This window comes from Actinomadura verrucosospora (assembly GCF_039540335.1).
Lineage (GTDB): Bacteria > Actinomycetota > Actinomycetes > Streptosporangiales > Streptosporangiaceae > Spirillospora > Spirillospora verrucosospora.
This window is the reverse complement of record NZ_BAABEV010000044.1, coordinates 52,115-74,688: the sequence shown is the minus strand read 5'-3', so window position 1 is coordinate 74,688 and position 22,574 is coordinate 52,115. Positions and strand designations below refer to the sequence as shown.

The 22,574-nt window shown below is 73.8% G+C and carries 23 protein-coding genes and 1 pseudogene; 15 read left to right on the top strand and 9 right to left on the bottom strand.

The annotated features are described in order from the left end of the window. The 4 genes and pseudogenes from ABD944_RS33985 to ABD944_RS33970 form a co-directional block, all read left to right on the top strand. Positions 1–378, top strand: a pseudogene (locus ABD944_RS33985) (hypothetical protein); the annotation flags it as partial. After that, positions 375–815 (top strand): roadblock/LC7 domain-containing protein, encoded by a 441-nt coding sequence (locus ABD944_RS33980; protein WP_205718435.1) that lies wholly within the window; start codon positions 375–377, stop codon positions 813–815. The pseudogene ABD944_RS33985 and the gene ABD944_RS33980, both read left to right, overlap by 4 nt. A gap of 8 nt (positions 816–823) precedes the next feature. Next, the gene (locus ABD944_RS33975; protein ID WP_185025215.1) at positions 824–1,198 is read left to right on the top strand and encodes a DUF742 domain-containing protein; all 375 of its coding nucleotides are present in this window, start codon (positions 824–826) and stop codon (positions 1,196–1,198) included. Further along, entirely contained in the window at positions 1,179–1,781 is a 603-nt protein-coding gene (locus ABD944_RS33970; RefSeq protein ID WP_345183820.1) for a GTP-binding protein, read from the top strand. The genes ABD944_RS33975 and ABD944_RS33970 overlap by 20 nt, the downstream gene beginning before the upstream one ends. On the opposite strand, the gene ABD944_RS33965 is transcribed toward ABD944_RS33970, so the two are convergent. Continuing rightward, positions 1,778–2,353, bottom strand: a complete 576-nt coding sequence (locus tag ABD944_RS33965) for a TetR/AcrR family transcriptional regulator (protein WP_345183818.1) — start codon at positions 2,351–2,353, stop codon at positions 1,778–1,780. The genes ABD944_RS33970 and ABD944_RS33965 overlap by 4 nt on opposite strands. Before the next feature lie 74 nt (positions 2,354–2,427). Between ABD944_RS33965 and ABD944_RS33960 the strand changes: the two genes are divergently transcribed. From ABD944_RS33960 to ABD944_RS33950, 3 genes are all read left to right on the top strand, one after another. Beyond that, on the top strand, positions 2,428–3,570 hold the full coding sequence (locus ABD944_RS33960) for an acyl-CoA dehydrogenase family protein (RefSeq protein ID WP_345183816.1): 1,143 nt from the start codon (positions 2,428–2,430) through the stop codon (positions 3,568–3,570). A 210-nt stretch (positions 3,571–3,780) separates the two neighbouring features. Next, positions 3,781–4,284 carry a hypothetical protein gene (locus ABD944_RS33955; RefSeq protein ID WP_345183815.1) on the top strand — a complete coding sequence of 168 codons (504 nt, stop codon included), beginning with the start codon at positions 3,781–3,783 and terminating at the stop codon, positions 4,282–4,284. 178 nt (positions 4,285–4,462) lie between these two features. Then, positions 4,463–4,789 (top strand): hypothetical protein, encoded by a 327-nt coding sequence (locus tag ABD944_RS33950; protein ID WP_345183813.1) that lies wholly within the window; start codon positions 4,463–4,465, stop codon positions 4,787–4,789. Between the two features lie 12 nt (positions 4,790–4,801). On the opposite strand, the gene ABD944_RS33945 is transcribed toward ABD944_RS33950, so the two are convergent. Then, positions 4,802–5,041: a hypothetical protein gene (locus ABD944_RS33945; protein ID WP_345183811.1), complete on the bottom strand. Its 240-nt coding sequence runs from the start codon at positions 5,039–5,041 to the stop codon at positions 4,802–4,804. 93 nt (positions 5,042–5,134) lie between these two features. Here ABD944_RS33945 and ABD944_RS33940 point away from each other — a divergent pair, with 93 nt between their 5' ends. After that, positions 5,135–5,476 carry a hypothetical protein gene (locus tag ABD944_RS33940; RefSeq protein WP_345183809.1) on the top strand — a complete coding sequence of 114 codons (342 nt, stop codon included), beginning with the start codon at positions 5,135–5,137 and terminating at the stop codon, positions 5,474–5,476. 12 nt (positions 5,477–5,488) lie between these two features. Then, positions 5,489–7,168, top strand: coding sequence for a cyclic nucleotide-binding domain-containing protein (locus tag ABD944_RS33935; protein WP_345183807.1), 1,680 nt, complete (start codon positions 5,489–5,491; stop codon positions 7,166–7,168). Here the strand turns inward: ABD944_RS33935 and boxB are convergent. The 3 genes from boxB to ABD944_RS33920 all read right to left on the bottom strand — a co-directional run bounded on the left by boxB (position 7,165) and on the right by ABD944_RS33920 (position 11,952). Next, positions 7,165–8,580 (bottom strand): benzoyl-CoA 2,3-epoxidase subunit BoxB, encoded by a 1,416-nt coding sequence (boxB, locus tag ABD944_RS33930; protein WP_345183805.1) that lies wholly within the window; start codon positions 8,578–8,580, stop codon positions 7,165–7,167. The two genes, ABD944_RS33935 and boxB, sit on opposite strands and share 4 nt — an antisense overlap. A 3-nt stretch (positions 8,581–8,583) precedes the next feature. Next, the gene (gene boxC, locus ABD944_RS33925; protein ID WP_345183803.1) at positions 8,584–10,233 is read right to left on the bottom strand and encodes a 2,3-epoxybenzoyl-CoA dihydrolase; all 1,650 of its coding nucleotides are present in this window, start codon (positions 10,231–10,233) and stop codon (positions 8,584–8,586) included. Positions 10,234–10,350: 117 nt separating this feature from the next. Next, positions 10,351–11,952 (bottom strand): benzoate-CoA ligase family protein, encoded by a 1,602-nt coding sequence (locus tag ABD944_RS33920; RefSeq protein ID WP_345183801.1) that lies wholly within the window; start codon positions 11,950–11,952, stop codon positions 10,351–10,353. Between the two features lie 193 nt (positions 11,953–12,145). Here ABD944_RS33920 and ABD944_RS33915 point away from each other — a divergent pair, with 193 nt between their 5' ends. The 4 genes from ABD944_RS33915 to ABD944_RS33900 all read left to right on the top strand — a co-directional run bounded on the left by ABD944_RS33915 (position 12,146) and on the right by ABD944_RS33900 (position 17,048). Next, entirely contained in the window at positions 12,146–13,003 is an 858-nt protein-coding gene (locus ABD944_RS33915; RefSeq protein WP_345183799.1) for a PaaX family transcriptional regulator, read from the top strand. A 161-nt stretch (positions 13,004–13,164) separates the two neighbouring features. After that, positions 13,165–13,989 carry a 4Fe-4S dicluster domain-containing protein gene (locus ABD944_RS33910; protein ID WP_345183826.1) on the top strand — a complete coding sequence of 275 codons (825 nt, stop codon included), beginning with the start codon at positions 13,165–13,167 and terminating at the stop codon, positions 13,987–13,989. Further along, entirely contained in the window at positions 13,986–15,026 is a 1,041-nt protein-coding gene (gene nrfD / locus ABD944_RS33905; RefSeq protein ID WP_345183797.1) for an NrfD/PsrC family molybdoenzyme membrane anchor subunit, read from the top strand. Before ABD944_RS33910 ends, nrfD begins: the two co-directional genes overlap by 4 nt. A gap of 150 nt (positions 15,027–15,176) precedes the next feature. Beyond that, positions 15,177–17,048 carry a carbohydrate-binding module family 20 domain-containing protein gene (locus ABD944_RS33900; RefSeq protein WP_345183795.1) on the top strand — a complete coding sequence of 624 codons (1,872 nt, stop codon included), beginning with the start codon at positions 15,177–15,179 and terminating at the stop codon, positions 17,046–17,048. Between the two features lie 45 nt (positions 17,049–17,093). Here ABD944_RS33900 and ABD944_RS33895 read toward each other — a convergent pair whose 3' ends face one another. Next, the gene (locus ABD944_RS33895) at positions 17,094–17,912 is read right to left on the bottom strand and encodes an acyl-CoA thioesterase (RefSeq protein WP_345183792.1); all 819 of its coding nucleotides are present in this window, start codon (positions 17,910–17,912) and stop codon (positions 17,094–17,096) included. A 52-nt stretch (positions 17,913–17,964) separates the two neighbouring features. Further along, a complete protein-coding gene (locus tag ABD944_RS33890; RefSeq protein ID WP_345183790.1) occupies positions 17,965–18,504 on the bottom strand; it encodes a DoxX family protein in 540 nt (179 codons plus the stop codon). Between the two features lie 268 nt (positions 18,505–18,772). Here ABD944_RS33890 and ABD944_RS33885 point away from each other — a divergent pair, with 268 nt between their 5' ends. Beyond that, a complete protein-coding gene (locus ABD944_RS33885; RefSeq protein WP_345183788.1) occupies positions 18,773–19,414 on the top strand; it encodes a hypothetical protein in 642 nt (213 codons plus the stop codon). Positions 19,415–19,565: 151 nt separating this feature from the next. Beyond that, positions 19,566–21,236 (top strand): cytochrome bc1 complex cytochrome b subunit, encoded by a 1,671-nt coding sequence (qcrB, locus tag ABD944_RS33880; RefSeq protein ID WP_345183786.1) that lies wholly within the window; start codon positions 19,566–19,568, stop codon positions 21,234–21,236. Here qcrB and ABD944_RS33875 read toward each other — a convergent pair. Both ABD944_RS33875 and ABD944_RS33870 read right to left on the bottom strand, forming a co-directional pair. After that, entirely contained in the window at positions 21,228–21,794 is a 567-nt protein-coding gene (locus ABD944_RS33875; protein ID WP_345183784.1) for a TetR/AcrR family transcriptional regulator, read from the bottom strand. The two genes, qcrB and ABD944_RS33875, sit on opposite strands and share 9 nt — an antisense overlap. Positions 21,795–21,829: 35 nt before the next feature. Further along, positions 21,830–22,534, bottom strand: coding sequence for a Crp/Fnr family transcriptional regulator (locus ABD944_RS33870; protein ID WP_345183782.1), 705 nt, complete (start codon positions 22,532–22,534; stop codon positions 21,830–21,832). Positions 22,535–22,574: the final 40 nt, after the last annotated feature.

The window sequence follows — 22,574 nt, the reverse complement described above, 5'->3', positions numbered from 1 at the left end:
CGGCTGCCCGCCGGGCGGCCCGCCGGGGTCCTCGCCGTGCCGCCGCCCGCGCCGCCGCCCGAGCCGCCGCTCGACCCGCCGGAGGGCCGGGTCCGGCCGGACGGCGCCGAGCCCCGGCCGGGCGGGGTGGAGGACAGCGAGGTCACGGGACGGCTTCCGCGCCGGGTGCGGCAGCGTTCCCTGGCCCCGCAGCTGCGCGGGCGCTCCGCGCCGCGGCACGGCCGGCCCGCCGCGGCGGCCGGCGAGGACGATTTCGAAGAACCGAGCCCGGAGCTCAGCCGCGACCTGATGGCGTCGCTGCAGTCGGGATGGCTGCGCGGCAGGGTCGACGACGATCCGGGCGAGCTTGATCCACGCGATGAATGGGGGGAGTCATGATGCGGCAGGGCAACGCCTCGGGCGAGCTCGACTGGCTGCTCGACGATCTGGTGCAGCGGGTCGGCGAGGTCCGCCAAGCCGTCCTGCTGTCGAGGGACGGCCTGGTCATGGGCGCCTCGGGGGACGTCACCCGCAAGGACGCCGAGTTCCTCGCGGCGCTGTCGTCGGGCTTCCACAGCCTGGCCAACGGCGCCCGCGAGCACTTCCAGGCCAAGCAGGTGCGGCAGACCGTCGTCGAGCTGGACGGCATGCTGTTCTTCGTCATGCCGGCGGGCAACGGGAGCTGCCTGGCCGTGCTGAGCGACGCCGGCGGCAACGCGGGGCTGGTCGCCTACGAGACGACCATGCTGATCAAGCGGGTGCGGCGCACGCTGGCGGCCCAGCCGCGCGGCGCCGAGTCGCAGGACCCGCCGGTGCGCTCGGGCGCGTCAGGCTAGAGCCGGCCGTGGAGAGCCCGAGAGAGCGCTGGGTCGGGTCGGACGCCGGCCCGGTCGTCCGGCCCTACGCGGTCACCCGCGGACGCACCCGCCCCCGCGGGCTCGTCCTGGACCTGGTGACCGTCCTCGTCGCGACCGGCCGGACCCCGGCCGACCGGGTCTGGCTGTCGCGCGAGCAGCGGCGGCTGCTGGAGCTGTGCGGGCGGCCCTCCACGCCCGCCGACCTCGCCTCGGAGACCGACCTGCCGCTGCGGGTCGTGCAGATCCTGCTGGAGGACCTGCACCAGTACGGCCTGATCGAGGAGATGCCGCAGGCCGCGCAGACCGAACGCCCCGACCCCCGCATCCTCATGAGAGTGCTCGATGAACTCCGCCGCCTTTGACCCGACCGCCACCGCGCACGGGCGCGACGACGACGTCCCGCTCCACACCCTGAAGGTCCTGGTGGCCGGCGGCTTCGGCGTCGGCAAGACGACGCTGGTGAGCGCGGTGAGCGAGGTGCGTCCGCTGCGCACCGAGGAGGTCCTCACCGACGCCTCCGTGGGCGTCGACCACCTCGGCGGGGTGGAGGGCAAGACCACCACGACCGTGGCGATGGACTTCGGGCGGCTGACGTTCTCCGGTGGCGTCCGGCTGTACCTGTTCGGCACCCCGGGCCAGGAGCGGTTCTGGTTCATGTGGGACCAGATCGCCTACGGCGCCGTCGGCGCCATCGTGCTGGTCGACACCCGCCGGCTCAGCACGAGCTTCGCGGCCATCGACTTCTTCGAGCAGCGGGGGATCCCGTTCGTCATCGCGGCGAACCGGTTCGAGGGCGCCCGCCGCTACACCGTGGAGGAGATCCGCGACGCCCTCGACGTCGATCCGGAGGTCCCGGTGATGATGTGCGACGTGCGGAGCCGGGAGGTGGCGCGGGGCGTGCTGGTGGCGCTCGTCGAGCACGCCCTGCAGGCGGCCCGGAGCTAGCCGGCCGCCATCCGGGCCACGATGAGCGACGCGAGCGCGGCGTAGGCGGCCGAGTCGTCCAGGCCGGTCTGCGCCTTGATCTCGCCGCGGTGGATGGACTCCATCACCTGCCCGGCGACGGCGCCGACGAACGCGGCGTCGCCGCCCGGCGCCGCCTCCCGCACGAGGCCCTGCACGCGCCGCACCGCGTACCGGGTGTTGCTCTTGTAGATCTCCCGCGCGGGGGCGAACGCGTCGATGTCGGCGAAGAACGCGGCGGACGCGGGGGCCAGCTCGACCGAGATCGCCCGCAGGTAGGCGCCGACCCGCTCGCGCGGGTCGGCGCTGCCGTCGACCGCGGCCTCCACGCGCTCGGTGGCGCGGCGGAAGAAGGCCCGCACGACGGCCGTGATGATCTGCTCCCGGCTCGCCGCGACCGAGTACAGCGTGCTCTTGGAGCAGCGCAGCAGCGCGGCCAGGTCCGCGACGCCCAGCTCCGCGAACCCGCGCTCCAGGAAGAGGTCCATGAGCCGGTCGATCAGCGTCTCGCGCCGCCGCGACGCCCGGGTCGCCCGTTCGTCCACCGAGGTCATGACGGCGACAGTACCAAAACGGGTTCGCCGGTACTGCCTTTGGTACGGTTGGCGGTGCCGAAAGGAGACCGCCCATGCCCGCCACCCGGCACCTGCCGACCGCCGAGTCCGAGGACCTGATCGCGCTCACCCGCGAGATCGCGGCCAAGGAGCTCGCGCCGCGCGTCGCGGACGCCGAGCGCACCGGGACGTTCCCCCGGGAAACGTTCACGACGCTGGGCCGGGCGGGCCTGCTGACGCTCCCGTACCCGGAGGAGTTCGGCGGCGGCGAGCAGCCCTACGAGATCTACCTTCAGGTCCTGGAGGAGATCGGGGCGGCCTGGGCGAGCGTCGGCGTCGGCGTCAGCGTCCACGCCCTGTCCTGCTTCCCCCTCTTCGCCTTCGGCACCGACGAGCAGCGTGCGCGGTGGCTGCCCGACATGCTCTCGGGCGAGCGCCTCGGCGCCTACTGCCTCTCCGAGGCGCACGCGGGCTCCGACCCGGCGGCGATGCGCGCCAGGGCCGTCCGCGACGGCGACTCCTACGTCCTCAACGGCGCCAAGGCGTGGACGACCCACGGCGGCAAGGCCGACTTCTACACCGTCATGGCCCGCACGTCGCAGGAGAAGTCGCGCGGCATCTCCTGCTTCCACGTCCCCGCCGACACCCCCGGGCTGGAGTTCGACGAGCCCGAGGACAAGATGGGCCTGATGGGCTCCACCACCGCGACCGTCCGGCTGGTCGACGCGCGCGTCCCCGCGGACCACCTGATCGGCCACGAGGGCCAGGGGCTGTCCATCGCCCTCGCCGGCCTCGACGCCGGCCGCCTCGGCATCGCCGCGGTCGCCACCGGCCTGGCCCAGGGCGCGCTCGACACCGCCGTCGCCTACGCCAAGGAGCGCGAGGCCTTCGGCAAGGCGATCATCGACCACCAGGGCCTCGCCTTCGTCCTGGCCGACATGGCCGCCGCCGTCGAGTCCGCGCGCGCCACCTACCTCGCCGCCGCCCGGCTCAAGGACGCGGGCCGCCCCTACGGCCGCGAGGCGTCCGTCGCCAAGCTGGTCGCCACCGACAACGCCATGAAGGTCACCACGGACGCCGTGCAGGTCCTGGGCGGCGCCGGCTACACCCGCGACTTCCCGGTCGAGCGCTTCATGCGCGAGGCCAAGGTCATGCAGATCTTCGAGGGCACCAACCAGATCCAGCGCCTGGTCATCTCCCGCCACCTCGCCCGATGAGCAGCGCGATGACCTGCTGATTCACCACACCGCTCTGACCCGATCCGATTTCCGGTCCCGTTCTCGGCACGGTTGGCTGGACGTGAAGCGGTGACCGGCCACAAGCGATCATAAGCTGCGGTGTCTGCCGTTCTTGGGGTGTTCTCGTCCCACCCTTTGCGAGGGTTCGTGCGACGCTCGACAGGGCCGCACCGACCGTCTGGGGGGCTGATGAAGGCGCTGCTGAACTCGCTGAACGAGCCCGAGAAGGCTCTCGTCCGGGAGACCGGGCGGGCCGAACTCTCCGACCTCACCGAGGACGGGCTCGTCGATCTGCACACGCGGATCCGGCGCGCCCGCAACAAGTACAGCAAGCTGTACCGCCGCAGCGCGAGCGCGCGGATCGAGGAGCACGGCGGACGGGGCAAGGCCCGTCCGAAGAACACCCGCGCCGCTCAGAAGGCAGAGGTGTTCGAGGACGCCCTGGCCCGCGTGAGCTGGTATCTGGCCAGGGCCGCAAGGCGCAGCGCCTCGGAGATCAAAGCCGAGCGCATCGCCGCGGCCAACCCGTCCCGCCCAACCCCGCATCAGCCCGGCGCCCCGCAACCCGAGTCGATGACGCCCCAAACGACGGCTCGCCGCAGACCCACGACCGCCGACCCGGCCCTGAACCGCCGCCACGCCGCCACCCGCGCCAAGGGCGCCCGCCGCCAAGCCCGCCGCGACGCCCGCTGAGGATGCGCGGCCCAGCCCGTCCTGCTCAGGGAGATCGCCCGATTGGGGCAGGCTGCAAGGAGACCGGCGTCGCTGGTGCGGTGCCGCCCGCATCCGGCCATATCCCCTCGGCGAAGGGGCCTCCGCCCGCGGAGCGGGAATACCGTCGCCGTCACCTCGATCGAGCGGAGGCGGGCCGATGCTGTTCGGCGCCATCGGTGGAATCGCCACCGCGATCTTCATGGTGTTCCTTCCCTACGACGAGGGCATGGTCGCGGTGTTCCCGCCGCAGTCGGCGGCCCTCGCCTCACCGGGGCTGCTGATCAGCCTGCTGCTGTCGGGCTCGGCGATGCCCCGCCTAACCTTCGCGACCTGCCTGCCCGCCATGATCAGTGCCGTCGTCGGCGCGGTCGGAGCGCTGTTCAGCGGACACGCCGGCTACAGCCTGGTCTGGGTGCTGTGGGCCGTGATCTTCTTCTTCGGCCAGCAGCGGGCCTTCCTCAAGGTCCACCAGGCGTCCGCCTGACCCCGGCGCCGCCTACCCTCGCGGGCCGGCGGCGCCCTCGCCCGGCTCGGCGCCGCGTTTGCGCAGTTCGCGGCGGATGTCGTCGGCGGTGAACGGGGAGCCGGCGGCCAGTTCCTCGGGGGCGACGCCCTCGCGGGCCGCGTCCGCGTAGGCGTTCAGCAGGTCGTCCTTCGCGGCTTCGACCTGTTCCGCGAGGTCGCGGTAGCGGGTGGTGGCGAGCTTGACCTTGGCGCCGGCTTCTTCAGGACCCATGCGGCACACCTACCCGAACCCGAGCGCATCGCTCATGGGTGATTTGTGCGGCGTGTCACTATCTGCCGCCGCCCCGGAACCTACCGTCGGGTCATGTGGCAGTTCGTCGTGTGGGGGCTCATGGGGGCCGCGGCCAACCGCACGCTGGCGTTCCTGGAGGCGAACCGGCGCGTGAAGGGGCCGCCCTGGCGCTACCCGAAGGGACCGGGCGGCCGGTACTACCTGTTCGCCTGCGCGCTGCACTGCGCGCTCGCCGCGATGGTGACGTCGGCGGCCGCGGCGAGCGACCTGATCGACGCGCCGTGGCTGGCGTTCGCGTGCGGCGCGAGCGCCCCGGCCGTCATGGCGAAGCTCGGCCGGTACGCGCTCTGGGCGCTGCCGCCGGGCCCGGGCGGCGACGGTGAGGACGACGACGGGCCCGGTCGGGCCGGATGAACGGGGGAAGCGATGCCGAGTCCTGATCGCGGCTGGCGCGGGCTGCTTGAGGCGTTCTCCGACGCACCGGCCGCCGGCGGGCCGGGGACGGCGCCGCCGGGCGGAGCGGGCCGGGCGCGGCTGCTGCTGGAGGCGTTCTCCGACGCCTCGCCCGCCTTCGCCGCGGACGGGCCGGGGCCCGCGCCCTCGCACGCGGCGGATCCGGGGCGGGCGCTCGCGCGGGGGGCCGTGACGTTCGGCGTCCTCGGGGCGGTGTGCACGGCGTGGGCGGCCGCGGAGACCGGGACGTCCGCGGCGGCGCTGCTCGCGGCGTTCACGTTCGCCGTCCTGGCCCTGTTCGTGGCTCCGCTCGCCGGGTTCGCGCGCGCGGGGGCCGCGTCGGCCCGGGCGCAGGGGGTCCGCGAGCGGTCCGCCGACCGGTCCGGGAGGCTCCGCGACAGCTTCTGGCACGCGCTGGGCTCGGAGGAGCGCGACGCCGTCCGCGGCGTCGCGCGCCCGCGCGTCTTCGGGCCGGGCGCGCCGATCCTGCGGCAGGGGTATCCGGCCGACTACGTCGTCGTCCTCCTGTCGGGCTGGACGAAGGTCCGCGTCGACCGGGCGGGCGAGGAGCGGATCGTGGCGGTCCGCGGTCCGGGCGACCTGATCGGCGAGCGGGCGCTGTTCGAGGGCGAGGCCTGGACGGCGACGGTCATCGCGCTGGACACCGTGGAGGCGCTGGTCGTCGGCGCGGCGGACTTCCGGCGCGTCGTGGAGCGCCACGCGGGCGTGCAGTCGGTGCTGGAGAAGCAGGCGCACGACCGCACCGTCGAGGCGGCGGCCCGCACCTCCGGCACCGAACTCGCCGACACCGAGCGCCGGCTGGCCGCGCTGTTCACGACGCTGTCGCGGGCGCGGGACGGGGCGCTCCCCCTGACGGGGACCGAGCTGGCGGGCTGGACGTCGTCGACGCCCGCGGCGGTGGCGAGCGTGCTCAGCGAGTGGGACGGCGCGGGACTCGTCCACGCCGGGGACGGGACGATCGACGTCCTCGACCCGGTCCGGCTGGAGCGGCTCACGGCGGGCGGCGAGCCCCGCCCGCCGGCCGTGTCCGGCTCCCTCTTCCTCACGGGGCAGGACTGCACGGTCGTGTTCGCCGATGTGGTCGGGTTCGGCTCCCCGGACCGGACCGAGGCGGACCGGGCGGCCATCAGGCGGGTGCTGTTCGAGTCGCTGGAGGAGTCCTTCGCCGCGGCCGGGGTGCCCTGGGCGGCCTGCCACCGCGAGGACCGCGGCGACGGCGTGCTGCTCGTCGTCCCTCCCGGGGTCCCGGTGAACGCCCCGGCGGATCCGCTGGTGCGGGCGCTCGCCGAGCGCATCGACCGGCACAACGCGGGCGCGGCCGAGGGGCGGCGCCTCCAGGTGCGGGTCGCGGTCGACGCGGGCCCTGTGCACGCGGGGCCGGAGGGGGTCACCGGGGCGGCGCTCGCCCGCGCCGCCCGGCTGCTGGAGTCCGAGGTCCTGCGGCGGAGGCTCGCGGGCGTCGCGGCCGCCCTCGGGCTGATCGTCTCCGCGCCCGTCCACCGGGGGATCGCCGGGGCGGGGCCGGAGTTCGAGCCCGTCGAGGTGCGCGAGCCGGGGCCCGGCGGTGCCTGGCTGCGGCTCTTCCCGGCCGCGGGTCACACGCGGCCCCGGCCCGAAGGCGCCGCCGGCTAGAGGCGCACGTACTCGTAGTCGAAGGGCCGGCCGTTGACGCCGTTGCGGGGCGGGGCGATCCAGGCGGCGATCCTGCCGCGCTCGTGGACGGGCCGCATCAGGGAGCGGACGTGGGTCCTGTCGACCTCCGTCGGAAGCCAGGCGTCCTTGCGCCGCTCCCAGTCGGCGGCGTCGAGCAGCTCCCCGTCCGGCGCGGCCTCGACGCCGGCGAAGGCGCCGACCTTGCGGTTGAAGGCGATGCTCGGCAGGCGCAGGCGCTGCGGGAGGCCCGCCTCCGACAGGAGGCGGTTCCAGCGGTTGACGCCGCTCTGGCAGTCGGCGATGTACGCGCGGCGCAGGTCGGTGTTGAGGCCGACGAGCGCGGAAACCTCGGTCTGCCCGACGGCGCCGTCGACGAGGGCGTCCACCATGACGGCGTCGTCGGTGAGGCGGTGGTCGTCCCGGCGGCGGTCCTCCATCCAGCGCCCCTTGAGCCCCGCCGTGTAGTAGCCGGCGACGTTGCTGGACGTCTCGGAGCCGAACAGGTCGAGCGACACCGAGTAGTGGAAGTTCAGGTACTTCTGGACGACGTCCAGAGAGATCCCGCCGTGCGGGGCGACGTCGTCGGTGTCGTGTTCCTTCATCAGCTGGACGGTCCGCTCGACGACCCGGTCGATGCCCGTGGTGCCGACCATCATGTGGTGGGCCTCCTCCTTCAGCATGAACTCGCAGGTCCGCGCCAGCGGGTCGAAGCCGGACTCCTTCAGCGTGCCGAGCTGGTACTTGCCGTCCCGGTCGGTGAAGTAGGTGAACATGAAGAACGAGAGCCAGTCGGGGGTCTCCTCGTTGAAGGCGCCGAGGATGCGGGGCGACTCCTCGCTGCCGGAGTTGCGGTGCAGCAGCTCCTCGGCCTCCTCGCGGCCCTCGCGCCCGAAGTGGGCGTGCAGGAGGTAGACCATCGCCCACAGGTGGCGGCCCTCCTCGACGTTCACCTGGAAGAGGTTGCGCAGGTCGTAGAGGCTGGGCGCGGTGGCGCCGAGGTTTCGCTGCTGCTCCACCGACGCCGGCTCGGTGTCGCCCTGGATGACGATGAGGCGCCGCAGGTCGGCGCGGTACTCGCCGGGCACCTTCTGCCAGGCGGGCTCGCCCTTGTGGGCGCCGAAGCCGATACGGCGGTCGCTGTCGCGCTCGGCCAGGAAGATGCCCCACCGGTAGTCCTTCATGGCGACGTGCCCGAAGTGCGCCCAGCCCTCGCGTCCGACGTCGACGGCCGTGCGCAGGTAGACCTCCCGCGTCGGCAGCGACGGGCCCATCGACTCCCACCAGGACAGGAAGTTCGGCTGCCACGACTCCAGGGCGCGCTGGAGGCGCCGGTCCTCGTGCAGGCCGACGTTGTTGGGGATCTTCTCGGTGTAGTCGGCGGTGGTCGCCATCGCTCAGACTCGCTTTCGGTCGAAGTCGGCGCGCCGTCCGGTGCCGTAGCGGCGCAGGGCGCCGTCCGGACCGGACGCGTTCGGGCGCGTGAAGATCCAGTTCTGCCAGGCGGACAGCCGTCCGAAGATCTTGGTCTCGAGGGTCTCGGGGCCGGGGAAGCGGTAGTTGGCCTCCAGGCCGGTGAGCGCGTCGGGGCTGAAGCCGGCCCGCTCCTCGACGGCGATGCGGATCTCCTCGTCCCAGTCGATGTCGTCGGGCGCGAAGGTGACCAGGCCGAGGCGCTCGGCGCCGGCGGCCTCCAGGGGCTCGCCGGCGGCGTCCCGGACGGCGGCGAGCGCGCCGTCGTCGCCGAGGAAGCGGGTCGCCAGCCGGGTGAGCCCGTTGCCCATCGGGAGCGGTCCGAGGTTCATCGCGTCCACGGTGACCGCGGCGGGATCGGCGTCCGGGTCGACGTCCTCGAAGACGCCGTCGAGCTGGTAGGAGCGGTCGGCGGCGAGCGCGACCTCCAGGAGGGAGCCGGCGAAGCAGCTTCCGGGCTCGATCAGGGCGATGAGGCTGCGGCTGGTGACGTCGAGCCGCTTCAGCGTCCGCTTGAGGTAGTGCACGACCTCGTTGGCGAGCCAGTCGCCGGAGGCGTCGAGCAGCAGCCGGTCGTGGGCGAGGACGTGCTCGGCCCTCCCCGCCGTGCGGAGCACCCACGTGCCGAGCTCCGGCTCGTTGGTCCGCAGGTCCAGGATGAGGTCGTCCAGCTCGCGGGTCATGGCGAGCGTCCAGAAGTCCGCGTCGCGCAGGTCGCCGGGAGGCGCGTCCGGGCCCGCGATCGTGATCTCGGCGGCGCCGGCGTCGCGGTCGAGCGCCGCCGAGACGTGCCGGTAGGCGATGGAGGCGTCCCTGCGCTCCTTGCCGAGGGGCGCCAGCGCGATCCCCTCGGCGTCGCGCGGCCGGGAGGAGCGGGCCGCCAGCTCCCGCGCGCGTGCGGCGACCGTCTCGTCCCAGGCGGTGCGCGGGACGGCCTCGTCCACCAGGCCCCACGCGACGGCCTTCCCGCCGCCGAGGCCCTCCGCCCTGGTCGAGAAGAAGTCGGCGCGGTCGCGGCGGACGCGCCGCTTGTCCGACACGCGGGTCAGGCCGCCGGTGCCCGGCAGGACGCCGAGCAGCGGCAGCTCCGGCAGCGACACCGCCGAGGACCGGTCGTCGACGAGCATGATGTGCTCGCAGGCGAGGGCCAGCTCGTAACCGCCGCCGGAGGCGGTGCCGTTCAGCGCCGCCAGGTAGGTCTGCCCGGAGTGGGCCGTCGCGTCCTCGATGCCGTTGCGGGTCTCGTTGGTGAACTTGCAGAAGTTGACCTTCCAGGCGTGCGGGGACGCGGCCAGCATCCGGATGTTGGCGCCCGCGCAGAAGATCTTCTCCCTGCCGCTGGTGAGGACGACCACGCGCACCGCGGGATGCTCGAAGCGGAGCCGCTGGACGGCGTCGTACAGCTCGATGTCGACGCCGAGGTCGTAGGAGTTCAGCTTCAGCTCGTATCCGGGGACCAGCCCGCCCCGCTCGTCGACCGCCATCGTCAGGGTGGCGACGTCGTCCTCGACGTCCAGGCGCCAGTGCCGGTAGCGGGACGGGTCCACCCGGAACTCCACGTGCGGGCCGGTCATGCGCTGTCCTTCCGCCGGTGCCGTCTCCATCATGCTCCACAAAATTCGTTCTTCACGTCAACTGTTTGTAGCATTTCGGCCCGCGCGCCGCCCAGGACGGGAGCGCCCGGGGACGGGTCAGGGCGCGGCGAGCAGGGCCGAGGCCAGCTCGCGGACGGCGAAGCGGCGCAGCTTGCCGGTCGGCGTCGTGGGCAGCCCGTCCACCACCAGCACCTCGCGGGGGCGCTTGAACGACGCGAGGCCCGCCCGGCAGAACCCGATCAGCTCGGCCGGCTCGGCGGTCGCGCCCTCCTTGAGCACGACGCAGGCGACGGGCTTGTCCAGGCCGTCGGCGTCCGGCAGCCCGACGACGGCGGCCATCGCCACCGCGGGGTGCTCCAGCAGCCGTCCCTCCACCTCGGCCGGCGACACCCAGATGCCGCCGGCCTTGAGCATGTCGCCCGTCCGGCCCAGGCAGGTGTAGAAGCCGTCCTCGTCCACCACGTAGGTGTCGCCCGTGCGCAGCCACTCCCCCTGGAAGACCTGCCGGGTCGTCTCGGTGCGGCACCAGTAGCCCGTGGCGATCGACTCGCCCTTCACCAGCAGCGAGCCCGGCGTCCCGGGACCGACGTCGGCCCCGGCGGCGTCCACGACGCGCAGTTCGTAGCCGGGGACCGCGGTGCCCGTCGTCCCCGGGCGGACCCGTCCGGGCCGGTTCGACAGGAAGATGTGCAGGCACTCCGTGGAGCCGATCCCGTCGATGATCTCCACGCCGTACCGCTCGGTGAAGCGGCGGCACAGCTCGGCGGGCAGCGGCTCCCCCGCCGACACCGCCAGGCGGACCGACGCGAAGGCCTCCACCGGAACCTCGGCGTTGAGGATCGCCGCGTAGAAGGTCGGGACGGCGAAGAACAGGGTCGGCCGGTACTCGGCCAGCCGCCCGGCCACCGACGCCGGGGTCGGGCGGTCCGGGTCCAGGACGGCGGTCGCGCCCGCGGCGAGGGGGAAGAACAGCGAGTTGCCGATCCCGTAGGCGAAGAACAGCTTGGCGACCGAGTAGCAGCGGTCGTCCGGCCGGATGCCGAGCACCTGGCGGCCGTAGGTCTCCACGACGTGCCGGATGTTGGCGTGCCGGTGCATCGCGCCCTTCGGGCGGCCCGTCGTTCCGGACGTGTAGAGCCACAGGGCGCTGGAGTCGTCCGAGGTCGCGTACCGCTCGGCCGGCGCTCCGCCGCGGGCGCGCCCCTCGCGGACCAGGTCCTCGAACGGGTCCACCCGCACGCCCGCCGGGGCGCGGAGCGCCGCGTCCCCCTCCACCGCGACGCGCCGGACGCCGGGAGCGTGCGCGAGGGCCGCCTCGGCGGCGGCCGCGAACCGGTCGCCGACCAGCAGCACCCGGGCGCGCGCGTCGGCCAGCAGGCCGCCGAGCTCGGGGCCCGTCAGCATCGTCGACACCGGGACGGGGACGGCGCCGAGCCGCATCGCGCCCAGGATCGCCGCGGCCATGGGCGGGCCGTCGGCCATGAACAGCACCACCCGCTCCTCGGCGCGCAGGCCCCACCGTTCGAGCCCGGCGGCGATGTCCCCGGCGAGCTCGGCGAGCCCGGCGTAGCTGACGTCCCCGCCCGGACCGGTCAGCGCCGTCCGGCCGGCGCCGGGCCCGGACGCCGCCCGGAGCAGGTAGTCGGAGGCGTTGAAGGTGTCGGGCGGGACCGGTGCGGTCGCCGTTCCAGCGGTCATCGAGGTCTCCCCTCGCCGGGAACCGTGGCCCCAATGCTCTACATAGATGAAACGACAGTCAATAGACTTGTGGAACGATGTCGGTTCCGGGCGCGGCCCGCGCGGCGCCGGCCGGACCCGCGCGATACTGGACGGCGCCCCGGCCGCCCCGCAGGCGGGCGGGCGCGCCCACCGGGGCCCAGAGGAGGAGCACATGGCCCGAACCGGCGAGGACGCGGCGCACCCGGAGCCGAGGTTCCGGCGTCGGCGCGAACTCGGCGCGGCGAGCGCGCGGTCCCTGCTGCTGACCGTGCTGGGCGAGTTCGTCCTGCCCGGCGGCGAGCCGGTGTGGACGGCGACGTTCCTGCGCGCGCTCGGGCTCCTCGGCGTCGAGGAGAAGGCCGTGCGGCAGGCGCTCGCCCGCAGCGCCGGGGAGGGCTGGCTCGCCGGGGAGCGGCACGGCCGCCGCACCGCCTGGCGGCTCACCCCGTCCGGGGAGCGACTGCTCACCGACGGCACCGAGCGGATCTACGGCTTCGGCCGCCCGGGCGGCGCGTGGGACGGGCAGTGGCTCCTGGTGCTGGCCACCGTCCCGGAGACCAGCCGCCGCCTGCGCCACCTGCTGCGGACCCGGCTCGCCTGGAGCGGCCTCGGCAACCTCTCCCCCGGTGTGTGGGTCAGCCCGCACCCCGAGCGCGAGGCCGAGGTCCGGGAGGTCCTCGCCGAGATCGGCGTCGCCGACGCCTCCACCCTGTTCGTCGGACGGCTCGGCGACCTGGACGAGGCGCGGCGCGTGGCGCGTCAGGCGTGGGACCTGGACGAGATCGGGCTCGCCTACGAGGACTTCCTCGACGCCGTCGGCGCGCTGCGGCCCGCCGACGATCCGGGGACGTTCGCCGCGCACACCAGGCTCGTCCAGGAATGGCGCCGCTTCCCGTTCCTCGACCCCGGCCTTCCCGCGCCCCTGCTCCCCGACGACTGGAGCGGCGCCCAGGCGGTCGCGCTCTTCCACGAGCGGCACGACGCCTGGCGCCCCGTCGCCGACCGCCAGTGGAAGGCGTTGGGCGCCTGACGGCGGGCGGTGTGTAGGCGGCGCGTCCCCGGGAAGTCGGGTAGGGGCCGGTGTCGTCGATGGGAGTCGTGGAAATGGGCAGTCTGATAGGACGGAACCTGCTCGCCGGCGCGGAGCCCGACGTCGCCGCCGACTCCGGCTACGCCGACCCCCCGCCCCGCATGGGCTTCTTCACCGACACGTCGGTGTGCATCGGCTGCAAGGCGTGCGAGGTCGCCTGCAAGGAATGGAACGCCGTCCCGGAGGACGGCCTCGAGTTCACCGGCATGTCCTACGACAACACGCAGGGCCTCGGTGCCGACACCTGGCGGCACGTCGCGTTCATCGAGCAGAGCAAGCCGATCGGCCAGAACGAGAGCGGGGTCGACCACGGCGACGCGGAGGGCGGCGCACAGGACGCGGGCGGCATGCGCTGGCTGATGGCCTCCGACGTGTGCAAGCACTGCACGCACGCCGCCTGCCTCGACGTGTGCCCGACCGGGTCGCTGTTCCGCACCGAGTTCGGCACGGTGGTCGTCCAGGAGGACATCTGCAACGGCTGCGGCTACTGCGTGCCCGCCTGCCCGTACGGGGTCATCGACCAGCGCAAGGGCGACGGGCGGGTGTGGAAGTGCACCCTGTGCTACGACCGGATCAGCGTGGGGCAGGAGCCCGCGTGCGCGAAGGCGTGCCCGACCGACTCGATCCAGTTCGGCCCGCTGGACGAGCTGCGCGAGCGGGCGGCGCGGCGCGTCGACCAGCTCCACGGCCTCGGCGTCGAGGACGCGCGGCTCTACGGGCACGACCCGGACGACGGCGTCGGCGGCGACGGCGCCTTCTTCCTCCTGCTGGACGAGCCCGAGGTGTACGGGCTGCCGCCGGATCCGGTCGTCACCACGCGCGACCTGCCGTCCATGTGGCGGCACGCCGGAGTCGCCGCCGCCACGCTGCTCGGCGGGCTCGCCGCCGTCTTCGCCGCACACGGCCGCACGGGGAGCGCGCGATGAGCTCGTCGGAGGTCGGCAAGGAGGGCGTGCGCGGCGAGCGGCCCGGCCGGGAGGCCCAGATCGGCAAGGGCCTGGGCGGCCGGGGACGGCGCGGAGGGCGCCGGGGCGGGCGCGGCGAGAAGGCCATGGTGCCGGAGGCGGAGTTCACCTCCTACTACGGCAAGCCCGTCCTGAACCCGCCGGTGTGGAAGTCCCTCGACATCGCGGGGTACTTCTTCCTCGGCGGCCTGGCCGGCGCGGGGTCGGTGCTCGCCGCCGGCGCGCAGCTCACGGGGCGCCCGGCGGCCGCGCGGGCGTTGAAGATCTCCTCGCTGGCCGCGATCGGCGGGTCCGCGGCCGCGCTGGTCCACGACCTCGGGCGGCCGGAGCGGTTCTCCAACATGCTGCGCGTCATGAAGCCGACCTCGCCGATGAGCGTCGGCTCCTGGCTGCTGGCCGCCTACGGTCCCGCCGCGGGCGCCGCCGCCGTGCTGGAGGTGACCGGGCTCTTCCCGCGCCTCGGCCGCGCCGCCACCGCCGGAGCCGCCGTGCTCGGCCCGCCCGTCGCCGCCTACACCGCGGTGCTCGCCGCCGACACCGCCGTCCCCGCCTGGCACGAGGCGTACCGCGAGCTCCCGTTCGTCTTCGTCGGCTCGGCCGCCGCCGCGGCGGCCGGCATGGCGCTGGTCACCGCGCCCGTCCGGGAGAACGCCCCGATGCGCACCGCCGCCGTGTTCGGCTCCGGTCTGGAACTGGCCGCGGCCGCGGTTCTGGAGCGCCGGGCCGGGCTGGCGGCCGAGCCGTACAGGCGGGGCAGGGGCGGGGTCTACATGCGCGCCGGCGAGGTCCTCTCCGCCGCGGGCGCCGCGGGATGCGTCCTGATCGGCGGGCGCAGCCGGGTCGCGGCGGCCTTGTGCGGCGCGGCCCTCCTGGCGAGTTCGGCCTGCACGCGTTTCGGCGTCTTCCACGCGGGCGTGCAGTCGGCCGAGGACCCCAAGTACACCGTCGTTCCCCAGCGGGAACGCCTCGCCGCACGCGGCGGGGCGCCCACCTCCTGAAGGTGCCGTCTTTCTGCAAGCCGATTGCAAATTTGCGCAAGCCCTTGACCTGACTGCAAGAAGAGAGCATTCTCGCGTTGCTCGCGGACGGCCGTCCACCCACCCCCCCTCGGGCGCCCGCCAGGCGCCCCGTGACAGGAGTTCGCCGCCATGTCTGCCAACGACGCGCCACGCCCGGGAGCCCCCCGCGCGCGAGTCCCCCGCCGCCGGTCGCTGCTCGCCGCCGGCCTCCTCGTCCTCGCCGGGACGGCGCCCGTCGCCGCCCTGCTCCCCGACCGCCCCGCCCGCGCCGCCGCCTCCCTCAACGCGAGCGACGTCACCGCCAACCTCTGGGAGTGGAACTGGCCGTCCGTCGCCGCCACGTGCACCGACCACCTCGGCCCCGCCGGGTACGGGGCCGTGCAGGTCGCCCCGCCGGCCGAGTCGGTCAGCCTGGCCTCGACCAATGACGGGGCCCACCCGTGGTGGGAGGTGTACCAGCCCGTCTCCTACGGCCTGACGAGCAGGCTCGGATCCCGCGCCCAGTTCTCCTCCATGGTGACGGCCTGCCACAACGCGGGCGTCCGCGTCTACGTGGACGCGGTCGTCAACCACATGGCGGGCCACAACAACACGGCGAACACCGCCTACGGCGGCTCCACCTTCGATCCCGGCGGGTTCGCCTACCCGGCCGTCCCGTACGGGTACGGCGACTTCCACCACGCCAACGACGGATACTGCAACGACGACGACGCGGGCATCGACGACTGGAACAACACCTCCGAGGTGCAGAACTGCGAGCTGGTCTCGCTGTCGGACCTGAAGACCCAGTCCGGCTCCGTGCGCGACAAGATCGCCGGTTACCTCAACGACCTGATCGGCCTCGGCGTGGATGGTTTCCGGATCGACGCCGCCAAGCACATCGCCCAGGCCGACTTCGCCGCCGTCAGGGCCGCCCTGCACACCACCACCGCCGAGGGCAGGGCGCCCTACATCGCGCAGGAGGTCTTCCCCGGGTCGAGCACGGCCGACCTGAAGCCCTCGGCGTTCACCGGGAACGGCGACGTGCTCGGCTTCTCCTACGCCCAGGGCCTGAAGACCCAGTTCCAGAACGGGACGCTGTCCAACCTGTCCGGCATCCCGTCCTGGTCGCTGGACGCGGACGGCTCCCGGACCCACACGATGATCACCAACCACGACACCGAGCGGGACGGGTCCACGCTCAACTACAAGAGCGGCTCCGACTACACCCTGGCGACCTACTTCCTGCTGGCCTACCCGTACGGCAAGCCCTCGGTGTACGACGGCTTCACCTGGGCGTCGGCCGGGCAGTCGCCGCCCGCCGACGCCCGCGGGTTCGTCACCGCCGCGAACTGCTCGAACGGCTGGCAGTGCCTCACCCGTTCGACCGGGGTGAAGGGCATGGTCGGATGGCACAACGCGACCGCGTCCGCCACGTCGGTGGGCGACTTCACCGCCACCGCGGGGAACGTCATCGGGTTCAGCCGCGGCTCCCGGGGCTGGATCGGGCTCAACGACTCCTCCACCCCGTCCACCGCGTCCTACCGGACCGGGCTCGCGGACGGCGTCTACTGCGACGTCATCACCGGCGGCCTCGGTTCGAGCGGCTGCCAGGGCACCGCCGTCACCGTGGCGGGCGGGACCGCGACCGTGACGATCCCCGCGGGAGGCGCCGTCGCGATCCACGCGGACGCCCGGTCCGGACAGACCCCGCCGCCGACCTCCGACCCCGGGACCGTCTCCGACACCTTCAACGTCAACGCCACCACCACCTGGGGCACGAGCGTCTACCTCGTCGGCGACGTCCCGGCGCTCGGCTCGTGGGACACCTCCAAGGCGGTCAAGCTGTCCCCGTCCGGCTACCCGATCTGGAGCGGGACGGTGACGCTGCCCGCCAACACCAAGATCGAATACAAGTACCTCAAGAAGACCGACGCCGGAGCCGTGACGTGGGAGAGCGGCGCCAACCGCACCTACACGACCGGCACGTCCGGCCGCACCGCCAACGACACCTGGCGATAGCCCGACCGCGGGCCGGCCTCCGCGCGGAGGCCGGCCCCGGCCGCGTCAGGAGCGCGGCGTGCGGAAGAGGGTCTCCTGGGTGAGGCTGGCGACGAGCACGCCGTCCCGGGTGTGGATCGTTCCGGTGTACCAGCCGCGCCCGGCGGCGACCGTCTGCGGGACGAGGTCCATCAGCACCCAGTCGTCCATCCGGACCGGCCGGTGGAACCAGACGGCGTGGTCCAGGCTGGACCCCGACCGGGCCGCGCCGTCGTGCAGCGCGATCAGCCCGCTGGAGATGTCGGACAGGTACGTCAGCACGCAGGCGTGGAGCAGGTCGTCGTCCGGCAGCGGCGCGGTGCAGCGCGACCACAGCCGCGTCGGGAAGTCGGCCGCCTCGTAGGGCTGCGGCGGCACGCGGCTCTCCATGGAGAACAGCCGCGGGACCGGGGAGGCCGGGAGGCCGTCCGGCCCGGGGACCCGCGGCGCCGGGTGCACCTGCCGGTCCTCGTCGTCGGCGGGCCGCTGGAACGACACCGACATGTTGAAGATGACCTCGCCGCCCTGGAGCGCCACCACGCGGCGCGCCGAGAACGAGCGGCCGTCGCGGTCCCGGTCCACCCGGAAGATCGTCGGCCGCGCCGCGTCGCCGCCGCGCAGGAAGTACCCGTGCAGCGAGTGCGGCAGCCGCCCCTCCGGGACGGTGCCGCCCGCCGCGCGCAGCGCCTGCGCCGCGACCTGCCCGCCGTACAGGGGGTAGGGGTCGTCGAAGACGAGCGCGCCCCGGTAGAGGTCCCGGTCGAGCTCTTCCAGGTCCAGCAGCTCCAGGACGGAATGGAGGGACTCCAGCCGCCCTTCGGGCTCTTCGGAGATCGAGGGTCGCACGCTCGCGACGTTATCCGACCCGGGCGCGGGCCGGCCGGGCGGGCTGGGCCGGTCAGTCCCCCGGCGTCCCGGCGGAGCGCGTGCCGGGCCGCCAGAAGGCGGCCAGCAGGAGGGCAGCGCCGATCCCGCCGGCGAGGGCGGTGACGGCCAGGCCCGTCCAGCCCGCCAGGTCGCCGTCGATTCCGAGGACGCGGTCCAGGGACGCCGCGCCGCCGCCGAGCGCGCCCACCGCGCACGCCACCATCATGATCATGACTACGTACTCGTAGCCCTGGCCGGGGCGGAAGATGAAGAAGCCGTTGCGCAGGTGCGCGGTGACGAACGCGACGGCCATCGTGCCCACCGCGCCCGCCGCCGCCAGCGGCGTGAGGAGCCCGAGCAGCAGCAGGACGCCCGCGCCCAGCTCGGTGCCGGTCGCCATCAGCGCGTGCAGGCGGCCCGGCCGCAGCCCCATCGACTCGAACCAGCCCGCCGTGCCCTCGATCCTCCCGCCGCCGAACGCGTGGTTCCACCCGTGCGCGATCAGCGTGCCGCCGACGGACACCCGCAGGACCAGGGAGGCGATGTCGATCCCCGCCGCGTCAACAGCCATGCCCGGCCCTCTCCTCGTGTGCTGGGAACGCCCAGCAACGTACCGGACCGGGAGGGCGGCCAGCGCTTTGCATGCGCGGCTTCCGACCGCAGTGCGGCGCGCTGGTGATCCCGGCCGCCTCCGCGGTGTGCGACGCCCCGTCCTCCGCATATCCCGACGCCCGTGGGGCAGATCACAGAAAGTCGGGCTCCGCATCGCGTCACATTCGGACGCGTCCGGTCCATCTTTCTGTGTGAGCGGCACGGGCGCGGAGAGCTTGGGAGGCGGCATGGACAGCGTGGCGAGGAGATTCGACCTGACGATGCTGTACGCCGCCTACGGCGCCTTCCGCCGCGACACCGCCCGGTTGGAGGCGGCGGGCCGGCCCGGCACCGCCTTCGGATGGGCCGAGGCGGCGGACCGCTGGGCCCTGTTCACCGCCCACTGGAGCCTGCAGGACCGCGCCGAGAAGAACGCCCTCTGGAACGTCATGTACGCCAAGGACGCCGACGGGCCCGGGCGGGTCGGCGTGGTCCTCGACGCCATGGCGTCGCTGGCCCTGAAGGCCGTCCCGCCGATCGACGGCGTGGAGGCGGCGCTGGAGCACCGCGACCGCGACGCGTTCGCCGCGTACGCGCGCGATATGCGGGCCTCGGTGGACGCGCTGCTGGACTTCAAGGAGTCCAACGTCCTGCCCCTCATCCAGGAGACCCTCACCCCGTTCGAATGGGGCACCTTCGACGTGGAGCTCCGCCGCGAGCTGGGGCTGCGCGGGCTCGGAGTGTTCCTGCCCTGGCTTCTCGACGGCGCCCCGGACGGCACCCGCCGCGCCGTGCTGGGGCTGCTCCCGCCGCCGATCCGGCTCTGCTACCGGGCGCGCTGGCGTCCGCGCTACCTGCGCCGCGGCGGCCTCGCCGTCCGGGCGCGCTGATCCCGCCCGCCGGTCCCGCCCTGCCGGGACCCCGCACGGTGGACCGCGCCATGTGACGCGGTCCACATTCCGACATGTCACATTCGCGGTGTCTGCGTCGGTCTCATGCCCAGAAGCGCGACTGCCACAGCGCGACGGAGGGATGCGGACGATGGCGGGAACGAGGGCGCCCGGCGGGGCGCGGGCCGGCACGCGGAGGCCGCCCAGGGCACTGGACGTCACGACGAGGGCGCTCGACGAGCGGTTCGGCACCACCGGATTCGCGCGCAAGGCGCTGCGCAAGGCGTTCCCGGACCAGTGGACCTTCCTGCTCGGCGAGATCGCGATGTACTCCTTCGTGATCATTCTGCTGACCGGGGTGTACCTGACGCTGTTCTTCAAGCCGAGCATGCACGAGGTCGTCTACAACGGCTCGTACACGAAGCTGAAGGGCGTCGAGATGAGCGAGGCGTACGCCTCCGCCCTCAAGATCAGCTTCGACGTGCGGGGCGGGCTGCTCGTCCGGCAGATCCACCACTGGTCCACGCTCATCTTCATGGGCGCGATCCTCGTGCACATGCTCCGCAACTTCTTCAGCGGAGCGTTCCGCAAGCCCCGCGAGCTGAACTGGCTGATCGGCATCGCCATGTTCATGCTCGTGATGCTGAACGGCCTGTTCGGCTACTCGCTGCCGGACGACCTGCTGTCCGGGACGGGCCTGCGCATCCTGGAGGGCGTGCTCGCGTCGATCCCGCTGGTGGGCTCGTACGCGGTGATGTTCCTGTTCGGCGGCGAGTACCCGGGCACCGACATCATCCCGCGCCTGTACGTCATCCACGTGCTGCTGATCCCCGGCATCCTGGCGGCGCTGATCCCGCTGCACGCCGTCGTGCTGACCTGGCGGCAGACGCACACGCAGTTCCCGGGCAAGGGCAGCTCGAACACGACCGTCCGCGGCTACCCGTTCTTCCCCGTCTTCATCGCCAAGACCACGGCGTTCTTCCTGTGGGTGCTGGGCGTGACGACGCTGCTGGCCGCGTTCTTCCAGATCAACCCGATCTGGCTGTTCGGGCCCTACGACCCCGGCGCGATCAGTTCCGGGTCGCAGCCGGACTGGTACATGGGCTGGCTGGAGGGCGCGCTGCGGGTCATGCCGTCCTGGGAGATCAACGTCTGGGGCCACACCGTCGCGATGAGCGTGGTCGTCCCCGCACTCGTGGTGCCCGGGCTGCTGTTCACCGGGCTGGCCGTCTACCCGTTCCTGGAACGCTGGGTGACCGGCGACTCGCAGATCCACCACCTGCTGGACCGGCCGCGCGACGTCCCGGCGCGGACCGGCATCGGCGTCGGCGGCGTGGTCTTCTACGGGGGGCTGTGGCTCGCGGGCGGCAACGACGTCCTCTCCGACAAGTTCGACGTCCCGCTGTTCTGGACGACGTGGTTCTTCCGGTTCCTCATCGTCCTCGGACCGGTGCTTGCCTACGCCGTCACCTACCGGCTCTGCGTCGGCCTGCAGCGCCGCGACCTCGGCCTGGCCCACCACGGGCTGGAGACCGGCATCGTCCGCCAGTCGCCGGACGGGGGGTTCAGCGAGGTCGAGCGCCCGCTCCCGGACGAGGCGATCGCCGCGATCACCGATCCGCGCCCCGCGCCCGCCGCCGACCTGGACGTCCCGCCGCCCGTCGACGACGTCGAAAGCCCCCGCGGCCGCACCGCCCGGGGGCGCGTGCGGGCCGCCCTCAACCGCCGCTTCCGCGCTGACCTGGCCGTCGTCCCCGAACGCGCCCCGGTCGAAGCGGACGGCGAGCGGCCGGCGATCGAGGAGGAGGCCGCGTCACGGTGACCCGGGGCGCTCGAACAGGAGGCGGATGACCGGGCCGGCGGCCCGCACGGGGTCGTCGCCGAGGTCGCGCAGGGCGCCGCTCAGCCACAGGTGGGCGAAACCGTGCACGATCGACCAGGCGGCGATCCCGGCCGTCCGGTCCTCCGCGGGGCGGCCGGGCACGGCGCCGCGGACGCCCTCGGCGAGCACGCGCCCGGCGCGGTCGCGCGCGGCGGCCACCTCCGGGTCGTCCGGGCGGTAGAGCGCGGGCGCGAACATGACCTCGAAGTGGACCCGGTGCTCGACGGCGAACCGCACGTAGGCGAGCCCGACGCCGTGCAGGTCGTTCCCGGCGGCCTCCAGGGCGTCGGCGAACAGCGCGTACCCCTCGGCGGCGACGGCCGTCAGCACGCCGGCCTTGTCGCCGAAGTGGTGCGCGGGCGCGGCGTGCGACACCCCGGCGCGGCGCGCCAGCTCCCGCAGGCTCCACGTGGCCGGGCCCGCCTCCGCGATCACCTCGATCGCGGCGTCGAGCACGGCCCGCCTCAGGTTGCCGTGGTGGTAGCCGTCGCCGCTCATGCCCGGAATCCTAGGGCGGGAGGACGGACGGTCCGTCAGTCCTGCTCCTTGGCGAACGCGCGGAGGCGGGCCAGGTCCACCACGGTGATCCTGCGCCAGCCGGTGCGGATCAGGCCCTCGCGGCGCAGCCCGCTGAGCGCGCGGGCGACGGTCTCCCGGGAGGCGTCCATCCAGCTGCCGAGCTCCTCCTGCGACAGCGGCGGCCCGATCTCGATCGACCCGTCGGGCGCGGGCGGGGCGTGCTGGGCCGAGCGCTCCGCCAGCTCGGCGAGCAGGGCCGCCAGGCGCTCCGGACCCCGGCTCGTGATGTGGGCGGTCAGCCGCCGGTCGGAGTCGTCCATGCGCTGCACGAAGGTGCCGGTGACGAGCATCCACACGTCCGGGTGCGCGTCCAGGAACCCGGTGAAGCGGGCCGCGGGCACGACCAGGGCGCGGATCGGGGACAGCGCGGTGACGGTCGCGGCGCGCGGCCGCCCGCCGAGCACCGCGCTCTCGGCGAGCAGGTCGCCGGGGCCGCGGACGGCCAGCACCACGTCGTGGCCGTCCTCGGTCGCGGAGGTCACCTTCGCCCAGCCCCGCTCGATGATGATCACATGGTCGGACTCGTCGCCCTGGTACACCAGCGGCGCCTTGACCGGGAACGTGCGGGGACGCGCGGCGTCGCGCAGCGCGGTCCGCTGCGCGGGTTCGAGCGCCGACCAGAACGCGGAAGGCGGAGAGGACGCCGCGTACGGAACCAACAGCCGCCTCCTTTGCTCAGGGTTACCAGAACTGTAAACC

Coding starts and splice junctions, on each gene's coding strand:
- ABD944_RS33890 (WP_345183790.1), bottom strand. CDS start 18,504: ATGGCTGTTGACGCGGCGGGGATCGACATCGCCTCCCTGGTCCTGCGG.
- boxB (WP_345183805.1), bottom strand. CDS start 8,580: ATGGCGACCACCGCCGACTACACCGAGAAGATCCCCAACAACGTCGGC.
- ABD944_RS33965 (WP_345183818.1), bottom strand. CDS start 2,353: ATGACCTCGGTGGACGAACGGGCGACCCGGGCGTCGCGGCGGCGCGAG.
- ABD944_RS33970 (WP_345183820.1), top strand. CDS start 1,179: ATGAACTCCGCCGCCTTTGACCCGACCGCCACCGCGCACGGGCGCGAC.
- ABD944_RS33945 (WP_345183811.1), bottom strand. CDS start 5,041: ATGGGTCCTGAAGAAGCCGGCGCCAAGGTCAAGCTCGCCACCACCCGC.
- ABD944_RS33950 (WP_345183813.1), top strand. CDS start 4,463: ATGCTGTTCGGCGCCATCGGTGGAATCGCCACCGCGATCTTCATGGTG.
- ABD944_RS33980 (WP_205718435.1), top strand. CDS start 375: ATGATGCGGCAGGGCAACGCCTCGGGCGAGCTCGACTGGCTGCTCGAC.
- ABD944_RS33960 (WP_345183816.1), top strand. CDS start 2,428: ATGCCCGCCACCCGGCACCTGCCGACCGCCGAGTCCGAGGACCTGATC.
- qcrB (WP_345183786.1), top strand. CDS start 19,566: ATGGCGGGAACGAGGGCGCCCGGCGGGGCGCGGGCCGGCACGCGGAGG.
- ABD944_RS33910 (WP_345183826.1), top strand. CDS start 13,165: ATGGGCTTCTTCACCGACACGTCGGTGTGCATCGGCTGCAAGGCGTGC.
- ABD944_RS33955 (WP_345183815.1), top strand. CDS start 3,781: ATGAAGGCGCTGCTGAACTCGCTGAACGAGCCCGAGAAGGCTCTCGTC.
- ABD944_RS33920 (WP_345183801.1), bottom strand. CDS start 11,952: ATGACCGCTGGAACGGCGACCGCACCGGTCCCGCCCGACACCTTCAAC.
- ABD944_RS33940 (WP_345183809.1), top strand. CDS start 5,135: ATGTGGCAGTTCGTCGTGTGGGGGCTCATGGGGGCCGCGGCCAACCGC.
- ABD944_RS33935 (WP_345183807.1), top strand. CDS start 5,489: ATGCCGAGTCCTGATCGCGGCTGGCGCGGGCTGCTTGAGGCGTTCTCC.
- ABD944_RS33885 (WP_345183788.1), top strand. CDS start 18,773: ATGGACAGCGTGGCGAGGAGATTCGACCTGACGATGCTGTACGCCGCC.
- ABD944_RS33875 (WP_345183784.1), bottom strand. CDS start 21,794: ATGAGCGGCGACGGCTACCACCACGGCAACCTGAGGCGGGCCGTGCTC.
- boxC (WP_345183803.1), bottom strand. CDS start 10,233: ATGACCGGCCCGCACGTGGAGTTCCGGGTGGACCCGTCCCGCTACCGG.
- nrfD (WP_345183797.1), top strand. CDS start 13,986: ATGAGCTCGTCGGAGGTCGGCAAGGAGGGCGTGCGCGGCGAGCGGCCC.
- ABD944_RS33915 (WP_345183799.1), top strand. CDS start 12,146: ATGGCCCGAACCGGCGAGGACGCGGCGCACCCGGAGCCGAGGTTCCGG.
- ABD944_RS33900 (WP_345183795.1), top strand. CDS start 15,177: ATGTCTGCCAACGACGCGCCACGCCCGGGAGCCCCCCGCGCGCGAGTC.